Source organism: Pseudomonas sp. GG8 (assembly GCF_052976945.1).
On record NZ_JBRIIP010000001.1, the window covers coordinates 1226510 to 1239504 of the forward strand.

A 12995-nucleotide genomic window follows, 5' to 3' on the forward strand; every position below is an offset into this window, starting at 1 on the left:
TGCGCTGCCGTTTTATTCATCTCCGGATGTGTCTGCTGGGTAGTAAGCACATCGGCGGACTCTGGTGTGTAACAAAGCAACAACCGTGCACAAAGATCAAAAACGATGACATTTTTTTCACAAAACATCATTCTTTAGCGCTATATTTTTCTAAGTAATTGATTTATATGGTTTTTAATCTATTTTTTTTCAGGAAAAAAACCTGAGAATTGCTTGAGAATCCGCTGAGGACCTAAGAAGCGTTACCGGTCAGTCTGGCGGGCTGGGTAGATTCAGGATGGCTGGTACTGGTTGAAAGGAAAAGTGAGTCTTTTTGGTGCACTGTGTTACGAGTGTGCTTGATGTCAGGTCCTTGAGGTCGACTATAAGGTATTAGGCACGGCAGTTTCGCTGTCCTTTTGTTGCCGAAAAATGACCAGGCAGCATTTTTTGGGCTGCCTGGTTGGAAACTGATCTACATTCAAGGAGCGGTATCAGGCGTTGCCGCGAGGGACGCGGTGTGCCAAATCAGTGCAGATGGCAGCTGCGCATGCCCTGCGGATGTCTGTCAGGGTTTTTGGTCGGTGGCTCAGCGTGTCCAGGTTGAGGGTGGACAGTGAATGACTACACATTCCCGCGTATCCTGCGAGGTATTGCTGGATGACTCCGCGGTTCGGGGCGTCGAGTTAAAAACCAACCAGTTGATCAGGAGTTTTGCGGTGTTCGTTTTAGATCCGCGTCTTGCGCAAGATACTGTGCCCCTTGGCGATTTCCCCTTGTGTCGTTTGCTGCTATCCAATGATTCGAATTACCCATGGTTCATTCTTGTGCCGCGTCGTGCGGGCATCAGTGAATTGTTCCAGCTGAACGCGGCGGATCAGTTGCAACTGTGGCAGGAGACTACTGCGCTCTCGCAAGCACTCAGTGATGCATTCAATGCAGACAAGCTGAATGTCGCGGCATTGGGGAATATCGTTAGCCAGCTACATATGCACGTTATCGTTCGTTATCAGAAAGATGCAGCGTGGCCCGCGCCTGTTTGGGGTAAGCATCCGGCACAGCCTTATACTAGCCAACAACTGTCCGACCTCCGCGATCGTCTACAGTCGGTATTGACAGACAATTTCCATTTCGAGGAGGAACACGCATGAGCCTTGAGCAGCGTATTAACGAGTTGGAAAGTCGATTGGCCTTCCAGGACGACACGATTCAGTCGCTCAATGATGTCCTGGTCACTCAGCAGCGTGTGGTCGAGCGCTTGCAGTTGCAGATGGCTGCACTGCTTAAGCGTCAGGAAGAAGCCGGCAATCAGTTCGATACGTTCGAGGAGGAGGCGCCCCCTCCGCATTACTGATTTTTTCTGGTCGATAAAAAACCCGCGATCTCGTAAAGAGAGGCGGGTTTTCTTTTTTTGGGGCGGGAGAGATTTTAGCGGCGTGGTAGTGCCGCAATTACGTCTTCGGCTTGCAGGCCTTTATCGCGATTCATCACTGAGAACTCGACGCGCTGGCCTTCGACCAGTACGCGATGGCCTTCGCCCCGAATAGCGCGGAAGTGGACGAAAATATCATCGCCGGAGTCGCGGGAAATGAAGCCAAACCCTTTGGAGGTGTTGAACCACTTGACGGTCCCGGTATCGCGGTTGGTCATGTCGTGGCTTTGTGCCGCAGGCGAAGGTGACGATTGATAGAAGCTGACGGCCAAATGCAGCAGCACTGCAATAAGGACACTGATCAGGCTGACAATGATCGCCGGTTGGCCAGCAATGGTTTGCAGTGGAACAAGCAGGGTCAAGGTTTGAAGGATGACGGCAAGCACGAGAAGACCGCTGACCAGATTTTGCAGTTGATGACGAGGGCCTCTGTTCCAGTAAGGGATTACGGGGGCAAGTAACAGGTTGAGCAAGCCGAAAAGCGCCAGGTAAAGCGCATCGGGTTGCAGGAGGTAAGAAGACAGGGCTTCACTACGCAGGCTAGGGATGAAGGAAAGGAGCAGGGCTGCTGCGCCTGTTAGCAAGTGGACGATTTTCAACATTTTAATAAACTCACATTAAGACGGATCACGAGGAGATAGCTGATTGCGCCCGGTACGCTTCTGAATAATAGGAGGCGTAATGCACGAACGGCGAGTCAGCCTATGTGCTACAGCCAAGCGGCACGTCAGTAGCGACACGCGTCTATTTAACAGCAAAGCCGAGGGCTACTCAAATCAACCGCTTAGCGCTGCTTGGGTCCTGATGCTCAGGTGGTTTGATGTGGGGCGGTGGTTTGCGTGCCGATACCTGGTTTAGAGCGGTCGCCATCAGGATCGTGCTGGATGGCAGCCGGTTCGCTCCAGAAAGCGAGACTGCTGTTCGTCGGTTTGCCTGTGACGCCACCCTTTCTGCAACAATTTGTCGGGGTTTGCGGATTCTCTTTGTAGCGCGGTCCTGCATCGGGTTGGTAGAACCCTTCTGTAAAAAAAAGGGGGCATGGTCGTCGATATCGATAGCGGCGAAGAAGATCGTCAGTCGATTATGGACAGTCTTTCTTGTTCACTGTCAGAAGCGTATGTGATTCATTTTAAAGCCCGTAACGTTTATTGGTGTATCGGAGTTTCGGTGTTAAGTCTCCTGTGCATGGTATTTGAAAGGGCGGTGCAGTCAATAGTGTTGAGCACCTTTCAGCGGGTCGATAAAGTGAATAGTGAGTTGGCCGTTTACGTAGTGGCTTAGTGCTCGTTAGCCCATGAGCGCGTCGCAGGAATGCTTGGCTCGCTACTTGACATTAAATAATGGTGGTTTGCAAATTGCGCTGCTTGCGTTACTGGCGTGGTTTGCTCGTCATTTCTTTGTTGCTCGTCTGCGTTCTCTTCCAGTAAATCATCTGGATACGACAGCTTTTTTCGAAATTATTCCTTTGTTTTCAATGAGTTATATTCTATATGATCGAGTGCATAAAAATAGCTGCTTATCCTGTTTTCCGGGGGGCAGTCAACGAATGGAATAGTTAAGGGGGCCGTCGTACAGGGGGGCGATTGGCGAGTTAGCTGCGCTCGATAATCCTCACTGAAATGCAGCAATGTCCTACAGGCTTGGTGTGTTTGTTCTGCTGGTCAGAAATATTTAATTGGCTTTACATAAAGGTGGTTCTTATATTTATTGATGTCCAGCTTATGTGCATTAGATGGACGGCACGTGAAGGAGGCTGTAATGATTCGACGCAGTGGGCGTATGCTACAAGATCCTGGCCGCTATGGAAAAATACAAGACGATCCCTTTGTTGAGGATTTTAATATGAACCTTGCGCGTCCTCATTCGAGGTCGGTTCGCTTAAATGGGTTGGCGACATGTTTGCGCCTGGAGGAAGTGTACTGGGGTATTTTGGCTGATATTGCCCGCTCCAACAGTTGCTCGGTCAATGCAGTCCTGTCTTATGTTGATCGAGAAGTGCATCTACGCCATGGCGGTGTGAAAAATTTCAGCGGGCTGATTCGCGTGGTGTGCGTCGCTCATTTGCAAAAAAACGATGCGACAGCGCTTTCCTCGGTCCTGGCGTGACCTTGTCCGGGCGATCATGGGCTGCAGGCAGGGCTCTCGTCAGGTGGAAGGCACATATGTTGACGTGATCAGGTCGGGCGGCTGCACAGTGTCCATTAACCCTATATAATCCCCCGCCTTACTACGTGGCGCAGGCCGGACGGGTTGAACTGCACGCCAAGGTTCTTGCACTATTGAGCGCAAGCGAAGGGCGAGAGCTCCACCGAATTTCGAATTACGAGAAGTGAAAACACCATCATGATGCGCAGCCATTATTGCGGCCAACTGAACGAGAGCCTGGAAGGTCAGGAAATTACCCTTTGCGGATGGGTCCACCGTCGTCGTGATCATGGCGGGGTCATTTTCCTCGATATCCGTGATCGTGAAGGCTTGGCTCAGGTGGTGTTCGACCCTGATCGCGCTGACACCTTTGCTGCCGCCGACCGCGTGCGCAGCGAATACGTGGTCAAGATCACCGGTAAGGTGCGCGCACGTCCTGCTGGCGCAGTTAATGCGAACATGGCGTCCGGCGGTATCGAAGTGCTGGGCTATGAGCTCGAAGTGCTGAACGAGTCGGAAACACCGCCGTTCCCGCTGAACGAGTTCTCCGACGTTGGTGAAGAAACGCGCCTGCGTTATCGCTTCATCGATCTGCGTCGTCCGGAAATGGCGGAAAAGCTGCGCTTGCGTTCGCGCATCACCACCAGCATCCGTCGCTATCTGGATGAAAACGGCTTTCTCGATGTCGAGACGCCGATCCTTACCCGTGCTACACCGGAAGGCGCTCGCGACTATCTGGTACCGAGTCGTACCCACCCAGGCAGTTTCTTTGCCTTGCCGCAATCCCCGCAGCTATTCAAGCAGTTGCTGATGGTCGCTGGCTTCGATCGTTACTACCAGATCGCCAAGTGCTTCCGCGATGAAGACCTGCGTGCTGACCGCCAGCCGGAATTCACCCAGATCGACATCGAGACCAGCTTCCTGAATGAAGCAGACATCATCGGTATCACCGAGAAGATGATTCGTCAGCTGTTCAAGGAAGTGCTGGACCTGGAGTTCGGCGACTTTCCGCACATGACGTTCGCAGAAGCCATGCGTCGTTATGGCTCCGACAAGCCGGACCTGCGTAACCCGCTGGAACTGGTCGATGTTGCCGATCAGCTCAACGCCGTAGAGTTCAAGGTGTTCAGCGGTCCAGCCAACGATCCTAAAGGTCGTGTCGCAGCCCTGCGTGTACCGGGTGCCGCGAGCATGCCGCGCAGTCAGATCGACGAATACACCAAGTTCGTCAGCATCTACGGCGCTAAAGGCCTGGCTTACATCAAGGTCAACGAGCGCGCCAAGGGCGCCGAAGGCCTGCAGTCTCCAATCGTCAAGTTCATCCCTGAGGAAAACCTCAAGGTGATTCTGGACCGTGTGGGTGCCGTCGATGGCGACATCGTGTTCTTCGGCGCAGACAAATCCAAGATCGTCAGTGAAGCCTTGGGCGCATTGCGGATCAAGGTCGGTAACGACCTGAAGCTGCACACGTGCGAGTGGGCACCGATGTGGGTTGTCGACTTCCCGATGTTCGAAGAGAACGATGACGGCAGCTTCAGCGCGCTGCATCACCCGTTCACTGCACCCAAATGCAGCCCTGAAGAGCTTGAGGCCAACCCGGCTACGGCATTGTCCCGTGCTTACGACATGGTCCTTAACGGTACCGAGTTGGGCGGGGGGTCAATCCGTATCCACCGCAAGGAGATGCAACAAGCGGTCTTCCGTCTGCTGGGTATCGAAGCAGACGAACAGCAAGAGAAGTTCGGCTTCCTGCTCGACGCTCTGAAGTTCGGCGCGCCACCGCACGGTGGTTTGGCTTTCGGTCTGGACCGTCTGGTGATGTTGATGACCGGCGCTCAATCGATCCGTGAAGTGATCGCGTTCCCGAAAACCCAGAGCGCTGCCGATGTCATGACCCAGGCCCCAGGCGTGGTTGATGCCAAGGCATTGCGCGAGCTGCACATCCGTTTGCGCGAGCAGCCCAAGGCTGAATGACGCTGAGCAGGGCGCATCATCTTGATGATGCGCCCTGGGTCGGGTCCTGATTTTGTTGAAGCTTTTTGCTCGTGTTCATTGGGCGAAAGGTGAGTGTGTTTCAAAAAGAATTCGGAGCGAGTTATGGCAGGTCATTCTAAGTGGGCGAACATCAAGCACCGCAAAGAGCGTCAGGATGCCAAGAAAGGCAAGATTTTCACCAAGTGGATTCGCGAACTGACTGTCGCTGCCCGTCAAGGTGGGGGTGATCCGGGGTCGAACCCGCGTCTGCGTCTGGCATTGGACAAGGCGCTTGGTGCGAACATGACGCGCGACACGATCGATCGTGCCGTGGCGCGAGGTGCTGGCGCTGCCGAAGGTGATGATGTCGAAGAGCTCGGTTACGAAGGCTATGGTCCGGGTGGTGTGGCCGTCATGGTCGAAACCATGACTGACAATCGCAACCGCACTGCCGCAGCTGTTCGCCACGCGTTCACAAAATGCGGCGGCAACCTGGGCACTGATGGTTCGGTGGCTTATCTGTTTGATCGTAAAGGGCAGATTTCATTCGCGCCTGGCGTTGATGAAGACGCGCTTATGGAAGCCGCGATGGAAGCGGATGCCGATGATGTGGTCACCCATGAGGATGGCTCCATTGATGTGTTCACTTCCTTCTCGGGGTTCTATGCCGTGCGGAATGCGCTGGAGGCTGCCGGTTTCAAGGCACTCGACGCGGAAATCGTCATGTTGCCGACGACCAGCGCTGTACTCGATCTGGAAACGGCTGAAAAGGTACTCAAGCTGATCGACATGCTCGAGGACCTGGATGACGTGCAAAACGTCTATTCCAATGCGGAAATTCCGGACGAGGTCATGGAACAGCTCGGCTGATAGGTGCCTGTCAGTTCTGGATTTGAGGCCGGAGGTACGAAGCCGTGATACTCACGCGCTATCGGCCTCCGGCTTCTGCCTTTATGCTGCGTTCAATTGTGTGCGTCACTTATTAAGCTGCAGGCGTTATGACTCTTATTCTTGGTATCGACCCCGGTTCGCGAATCACCGGCTATGGCGTGGTGCGGGACACCGGTCGCGGCTGTGTGTACGTGGCCTCGGGCTGTATTCGCACCGGCAGCGGTCTGCTGCACGAGCGTTTGCAGATTGTGTATCGCGGTGTACGTGAGGTCATTCAGACGTACGGTCCCGTGACCATGGGTATCGAGAAAGTGTTTATGGCGCGTAACGCCGATTCCGCGCTCAAGCTGGGTCAGGCGCGTGGCGCGGCCATTGTTGCCGGTGCTGAAGAGAGTCTGGAGATCGCCGAGTACACCGCGACTCAGGTCAAGCAGGCGGTGGCCGGGACCGGTGGCGCCAATAAAGAGCAGGTAATGATGATGGTCATGCATTTGCTCAAACTGACGACGAAACCTCAGATCGACGCCTCCGACGCCCTGGCTATCGCACTGTGTCATGCACATACGCGTTCGAGCCTGATACCGCACGGCTTGAATACCGCACGCAGTCGCGGCGGGCGGCTGCGTCTCTGATAGCATCATCGGCTCAAACTTTTTAGCTTGCAGGTCTTCTCACTCCTGTAATGATTGCGACCATTATTTGTGCCAACGTCATGCTTATGACGGGCCACGAGAAAGGATCTGATACGTGATTGGACGGTTACGCGGCTTCTTGGCTGAAAAACATCCGCCGCACCTGGTACTGGATGTCAACGGCGTCGGCTATGAGCTGGAAGTGCCCATGACGACTCTGTATCGGCTGCCCCATGTTGGCGAACCGGTGACCTTGCACACCCATCTGGTGGTTCGTGAGGACGCGCACCTGCTTTACGGTTTCTTCGAAAAGCGCGAGCGTGAACTGTTTCGTGAGCTGATTCGCCTCAATGGTGTCGGTCCGAAACTGGCATTGGCGCTGATGTCCGGCTTGGAAGTGGATGAGCTGGTTCGCTGCGTTCAGGCTCAGGACACCTCGGCCTTGACCCGGATTCCGGGCGTCGGCAAGAAAACCGCCGAGCGTTTGCTGGTCGAGCTCAAGGATCGTTTCAAAGCGTGGGAATCCTTGCCGGGCACCTTTACCCTGGTTTCAAACGGGCCTAACGCCGAGCCACTGGTGGCGACGGCCGAAGCCGATGCGGTCAGTGCGCTGATTTCCCTGGGTTACAAACCTCAGGAAGCCAGCAAGGCGGTATCTGCGATCAAGGAAAAAGATTTGAGCAGTGAAGATCTGATTCGACGTGCTTTGAAAGGAATGGCTTAAGTGCTCGACGCTGACCGTTTGATAACCTCCACAGGCCGTGATCGTGATGAGCAGCTGGATCGTGCAATCCGTCCATTAAGCCTGGCCGATTACATTGGCCAGCCCACCGTGCGCGAGCAAATGGAGTTGTTCATCCAGGCTGCGCGTGGACGTAGCGAAGCGTTGGATCACACCTTGATTTTCGGCCCGCCGGGTCTGGGCAAGACCACTCTGGCGCATATTATTGCCCAGGAGATGTCGGTCTCCATCAAGAGTACCTCGGGGCCGGTGCTTGAGCGTCCCGGTGATTTGGCGGCGATATTGACCAATCTCGAGCCCAACGATGTGCTGTTCATCGACGAGATTCATCGGCTCTCGCCCATTGTCGAAGAAGTGTTGTACCCGGCGATGGAAGATTTTCAGCTCGACATCATGATCGGCGAAGGTCCTGCTGCGCGTTCGATCAAGCTCGATTTGCCACCGTTTACGCTGGTGGGGGCCACCACGCGTGCGGGCATGTTGACCAACCCGCTGCGTGATCGCTTCGGCATTGTTCAGCGTCTGGAGTTCTATAACACTGCTGATCTGGCGACCATCGTCATGCGCTCTGCCGGTATTTTGGGGCTGCCTATCGAGCCCGAGGGTGCCTTTGAGATTGCCCGTCGTGCTCGGGGTACGCCGCGTATCGCCAACCGCTTGCTGCGTCGTGTGCGTGACTTCGCAGAAGTGCGTGCCACCGGTCATATCACCAAGCCGATTGCCGATCTGGCGCTGAACCTGCTGGATATCGATGAGCGTGGTTTCGACCACCAGGATCGACGTCTATTGCTGACGATGATCGAGAAGTTCGATGGCGGCCCGGTGGGTGTCGACAGCCTCGCTGCAGCGATCAGTGAAGAACGGCACACAATTGAAGACGTACTCGAGCCCTATTTGATCCAGCAAGGCTATATCATGCGTACCCCTCGTGGACGTGTCGTTACCCGGCACGCCTACCTGCACTTTGGTTTGAACATCCCGTCACGGATGGGGGACATGCCAGTCGCCAGCGATTTTGTCGACGAAGGGGGCGAATAATTAAAACTATCAAGGCACCGATTTATTCGGGGTTTTGGTGGTCTGACAGGCTGATGTGCGGTTCTGGTCGGCAATTAGCTGAAAAACAATGAAAAACAGTCGCCTGGCGGATTGGCAACCTGAGGAGTAAGCACTAGAGTATGCGCGCGCAAAACGGGGTTCAGTCGTTCGCACATCGCTGTCGCGTTTATTACGAGGACACCGATGCTGGCGGCATCGTTTACTACGTCAACTATTTGAAGTTCATGGAGCGGGCTCGAACCGAGCGACTGCGGGAGTTGGGCTTTGCTCAGTCGGAGCTTGCAGGGGAGAACTTGTTGTTCGTCGTGCATTCCAGCGAGGCGCGCTATCACAAGCCGGCGCGATTGGACGACGAGCTATTGATAAGCGCTGACGTCATTGAATTGAACCGCGCCAGCCTGCGATTTCGGCAGCAGGTCAGGCGGGCTGCGGATGAAACACTGCTCTGCGAGGGGCAGTTTCTGGTGGCGTGTGTACGCGCCGATAGTTTGAAACCCCGGGCCATTCCCGAAGCTTTGCGTGCGGCCTTTGCCGGCCAGAGCGGCGCGGGTACACATTTAGAGCAGGAGATAAAGCGTGGAAGCTAACGTCGTCGACCATTCCTCCATGTGGAGTATGGTCAGCAATGCCAGCATCGTTGTTCAGTTGGTCATGCTGATCCTGGTGGGTGCCTCAATCACCTCGTGGGTCGTGATTTTTCAGCGCGGCAATATGCTGCGCGCAGCTCGTCGTGCACTGGAGAGCTTTGAAGAGCGTTTCTGGTCGGGTATTGATCTGTCCAAACTCTACCGTCAGGCCGGGAGCAATCCAGACCCTGACTCAGGCGTTGAGCAAATCTTTCGCGCCGGTTTCAAGGAGTTCTCCCGTCTGCGTCAGCAGCCAGGTGTCGATCCTGATGCGGTCATGGAAGGCGTGGCTCGAGCCATGCGCGTGGCCATTTCCCGTGAGGAAGAGAAGCTGGAGCAGGGCCTGCCCTTTCTTGCGACTGTCGGCTCCACCAGCCCCTACATCGGTTTGTTCGGTACAGTATGGGGGATCATGAACTCCTTCCGTGGTCTGGCGACCGTCCAGCAAGCCACCCTGGCGACTGTTGCACCGGGTATTTCCGAAGCCTTGGTCGCAACCGCTATTGGTCTATTCGCCGCTATCCCGGCAGTAATCGCCTACAACCGTTTTGCCGCTCGCGGTGAACTGTTGATCAGCCGTTACTACACGTTCGCCGATGAGTTCCAGGCGATCCTGCACCGTAAAGTGCACACCAGCGAAGAGTGAGCAGGTAATTCCCAATGGCTTTAATCGCTCGAGTTCGCCGCAAACGCCGCAAGCCGGTTGCCGAAATGAACGTGGTGCCTTACATCGACGTGATGTTGGTGTTGCTGGTCATTTTCATGGTCACCGCGCCGATGCTCAATCAGGGCGTGAAAGTCGACCTGCCCAAAGTCTCCAGTGAGGCCTTGCCGCAGGACAACAACACTCAGGTTCTGACTATTTCGATCAAGGCTGACAAGACCTATTACTGGAACCTTGGCAGTGAAGTCGATACCGATAAACAGATGGACAAAGCCATGACGTTGCCCCAGATGACCAGCGCGGTGACCAAAATCATCAGCGCCGGTCGTGAAAGCGGCAAGCAGACCCAGGTCTTTATCCGTGGTGACAAAACCGTTGATTATGGCTCTGTAATGGGCGCAATGGGCGGGCTGCAGAAAGCAGGGGTCGGTAATGTTGGCTTGATTACCGAGGCGCCCTGATGCACCAACAGCGAGAGCCGTCCGCCTCGGAAAGCTACTTCTGGCCCAGCGTCTGGGCTGTGGCCCTGCACATCCTGATATTTGGCATGCTCTTTGTCAGCTTTGCCATGACCCCGGATCTGCCGGAAGCCAGGCCTATCGTTCAGGCGACCCTGTATCAGTTGAAGTCTAAAAGCCAGGCAACGACCCAGACCAATCAGAAAATTGCCGGTGAGGCGAAGAAAACGGCTGCCCGGCAAACTGAAGTCGAGCAACTGGAAACGAAAAAAATCGAGCAGCTAAAACAGGAAGCTGTAAAAGCTGCGGAACAAAAGAAAGAAGAGGCGGCTCAAAAAGCCGAAGAGAAAAAGGCTGAGGACGCGCAGAAAGCAGAGCAGAAGGCTGATGAGGCCAAGAAAGCCGATGATGCCAAGAAAGCTGACGAAGCCAAAAAGACCGCTGATGCTAAAAAGGTCGAAGAAAAAAAATTGGCTGATATAGCCAAGAAGAAAGCCGAAGAAGACGCGAAGAAAAAGGCCGAAGAAGACGCGAAGAAAGCCGCGGCTGAAGAAGCCAAGAAGCAGGCTGCCGATGACGCGAAGAAGAAAGTCGCGGAAGACGCTAAGAAAAAAGCCGCTGACGACGCGAAGAAAAAAGCCACCGACGACGCCAAGAAAAAAGCGACTGCCGATGCTGCCAAAAAGGCAACAGAAGCCGCGCGTAAATCTGCTGAAGACAAGAAGGCGCAAGCCTTGGCTGAATTGCTCTCCGATAAAACGGAACGGCAGCAGGCGTTGGCAGATGAACAGGGCGATGAAACTGCGGGCAGCTTTGATGATCTGATTCGTGCGCGTGCTGCTGAAGGCTGGGCTCGCCCACCGTCGGCGCGCAAGGGCATGAAAGTGGTGCTGCAGATCAATATGTTGCCGGATGGTACGGTGACATCGGTCAGTGTTTCCAAGTCCAGTGGCGATGCGTCTTACGACAGTTCGGCCGTGGCTGCTGTTAAAAACATTGGTCGTTTGACCGAAATGCAGGGTATGAAGCCAGCCGATTTCCAACCCTATCGCTCATTCAAGATGACATTCACACCAGAGGATCTAGCTCCGTGATTAACATCCTTCGAGGACTGCTTGTCGTTCTTTGCTGTGCAGCGGGAATGGTCGCTGCAGAAGAAAAGAACATCATGGTCACCAGTGGTAGTGACCGTGCCACTCCGATTGCCGTTGTGCCTTTTGGCTGGCAGGGCGGTAACGTCTTGCCCGAGGACATGTCGGAAATCATCAGCAATGACCTGCGTAACTCGGGCTATTACTCACCGATTCCAAAGCAGAACATGATCAGCTTGCCGACCTCGGCCAGCGAGGTCATCTATCGCGATTGGAAGGCGCTCGGTGCGCAGTACTTGATGGTAGGCAGCATCGTTCCTGCGGGCGGTCGTCTGCAGATCCAGTACGCACTGTTCAATGTCGCGACCGAGCAGCAAGTGTTGACGGGTAACGTCTCTGGCACGACCGATCAGTTGCGCGACATGGCGCACTTCATCGCCGACCAGTCGTTCGAGAAACTCACCGGTATCAAGGGTGCTTTCTCGACGCGCATGCTGTACGTCACCGCCGAGCGTTTCTCCGAAAACAATACGCGCTTCACTCTGCAGCGTTCGGATTATGACGGTGCGCGGGCAGTGACTCTGTTGCAGTCGCGTGAACCGATTCTGTCGCCGCGTTTCGCTCCAGATGGCAAGCGTATCGCCTATGTGTCGTTCGAACAGAAGCGTCCGCGTATTTTCGTCCAGCATATCGATACGGGTCGCCGTGAACAAATCACCAACTTCGAAGGCCTCAATGGCGCGCCTGCGTGGTCTCCGGACGGTAGCAAGTTGGCGTTCGTGCTTTCCAAAGACGGCAACCCGGAAATTTACGTGATGAACCTGGCCTCGCGTCAATTGAGTCGCGTGACCAATGACGGGGCGATCGACACCGAACCGTTCTTCGGCAAGGATGGTTCGACGATCTACTTCACGTCCGACCGTGGTGGCAAGCCACAGGTATACAAAACCAGCATCAACGGCGGCGGTGCCGAGCGTGTGACCTTTATAGGTAACTACAACGCCAACCCTAAACTGTCGGCCGATGAAAAGACGTTGGTAATGATTCATCGTCAGGATGGCTTCACAAACTTCAAGGTAGCAGTGCAGGATTTGCAGCGCGGTACAGTAAAAATCCTCACAGATAGCAACCTTGATGAGTCGCCTACTGTCGCACCCAACGGCACCATGGTAATCTACGCCACCCGCCAGCAGGGCCGGGGAGTCTTGATGCTCGTGTCCATTAATGGACGCGTAAGGCTCCCGCTTCCTACCGCTCAAGGCGAAGTCAGAGAACCTTCCTGGTCCCCTTACCTGAACTGAC

Annotated in this window: 14 protein-coding genes; 13 read left to right on the top strand and 1 reads right to left on the bottom strand. The window is 54.7% G+C overall.

All coding sequences use genetic code 11. From position 1 onward, the window contains the following. The first annotated feature begins 698 nt into the window (after positions 1-698). Entirely contained in the window at positions 699-1130 is a 432-nt protein-coding gene (locus ACVBEG_RS05915) for an HIT domain-containing protein (protein WP_447108444.1), read from the top strand. Next, a complete protein-coding gene (locus ACVBEG_RS05920; protein ID WP_219061294.1) occupies positions 1127-1333 on the top strand; it encodes a SlyX family protein in 207 nt (68 codons plus the stop codon). Before ACVBEG_RS05915 ends, ACVBEG_RS05920 begins: the two co-directional genes overlap by 4 nt. A 74-nt stretch (positions 1334-1407) precedes the next feature. On the opposite strand, the gene ACVBEG_RS05925 is transcribed toward ACVBEG_RS05920, so the two are convergent. Further along, complete coding sequence (locus tag ACVBEG_RS05925; RefSeq protein WP_219061295.1) at positions 1408-2013, bottom strand: cold-shock protein; 606 nt, start codon at positions 2011-2013, stop codon at positions 1408-1410. A gap of 1156 nt (positions 2014-3169) precedes the next feature. Between ACVBEG_RS05925 and ACVBEG_RS05930 the strand changes: the two genes are divergently transcribed. The 11 genes from ACVBEG_RS05930 (at position 3170) to tolB (ending at position 12994) form a co-directional block, all read left to right on the top strand. Then, positions 3170-3517: a ribbon-helix-helix domain-containing protein gene (locus tag ACVBEG_RS05930; protein WP_322180389.1), complete on the top strand. Its 348-nt coding sequence runs from the start codon at positions 3170-3172 to the stop codon at positions 3515-3517. Between the two features lie 237 nt (positions 3518-3754). Then, on the top strand, positions 3755-5530 hold the full coding sequence (aspS, locus tag ACVBEG_RS05935) for an aspartate--tRNA ligase (RefSeq protein WP_322180387.1): 1776 nt from the start codon (positions 3755-3757) through the stop codon (positions 5528-5530). A 123-nt stretch (positions 5531-5653) separates the two neighbouring features. Next, entirely contained in the window at positions 5654-6400 is a 747-nt protein-coding gene (locus tag ACVBEG_RS05940; protein ID WP_322180385.1) for a YebC/PmpR family DNA-binding transcriptional regulator, read from the top strand. Positions 6401-6528: 128 nt separating this feature from the next. Further along, a complete protein-coding gene (gene ruvC / locus ACVBEG_RS05945; protein ID WP_219064268.1) occupies positions 6529-7053 on the top strand; it encodes a crossover junction endodeoxyribonuclease RuvC in 525 nt (174 codons plus the stop codon). A gap of 115 nt (positions 7054-7168) precedes the next feature. Further along, on the top strand, positions 7169-7777 hold the full coding sequence (gene ruvA, locus ACVBEG_RS05950; protein ID WP_322180383.1) for a Holliday junction branch migration protein RuvA: 609 nt from the start codon (positions 7169-7171) through the stop codon (positions 7775-7777). Further along, complete coding sequence (gene ruvB, locus ACVBEG_RS05955; RefSeq protein WP_322180382.1) at positions 7778-8833, top strand: Holliday junction branch migration DNA helicase RuvB; 1056 nt, start codon at positions 7778-7780, stop codon at positions 8831-8833. 140 nt (positions 8834-8973) lie between these two features. Then, positions 8974-9441: a tol-pal system-associated acyl-CoA thioesterase gene (ybgC, locus tag ACVBEG_RS05960; RefSeq protein ID WP_322180381.1), complete on the top strand. Its 468-nt coding sequence runs from the start codon at positions 8974-8976 to the stop codon at positions 9439-9441. After that, a complete protein-coding gene (gene tolQ / locus ACVBEG_RS05965) occupies positions 9431-10126 on the top strand; it encodes a protein TolQ (RefSeq protein ID WP_219064264.1) in 696 nt (231 codons plus the stop codon). The genes ybgC and tolQ overlap by 11 nt, the downstream gene beginning before the upstream one ends. Before the next feature lie 23 nt (positions 10127-10149). Further along, positions 10150-10605 carry a protein TolR gene (gene tolR / locus ACVBEG_RS05970; RefSeq protein ID WP_219064274.1) on the top strand — a complete coding sequence of 152 codons (456 nt, stop codon included), beginning with the start codon at positions 10150-10152 and terminating at the stop codon, positions 10603-10605. After that, a complete protein-coding gene (gene tolA / locus ACVBEG_RS05975; protein ID WP_322180363.1) occupies positions 10605-11696 on the top strand; it encodes a cell envelope integrity protein TolA in 1092 nt (363 codons plus the stop codon). Before tolR ends, tolA begins: the two co-directional genes overlap by 1 nt. Before the next feature lie 47 nt (positions 11697-11743). Beyond that, on the top strand, positions 11744-12994 hold the full coding sequence (gene tolB, locus ACVBEG_RS05980; protein ID WP_322180362.1) for a Tol-Pal system beta propeller repeat protein TolB: 1251 nt from the start codon (positions 11744-11746) through the stop codon (positions 12992-12994). Position 12995 lies beyond the last annotated feature (1 nt).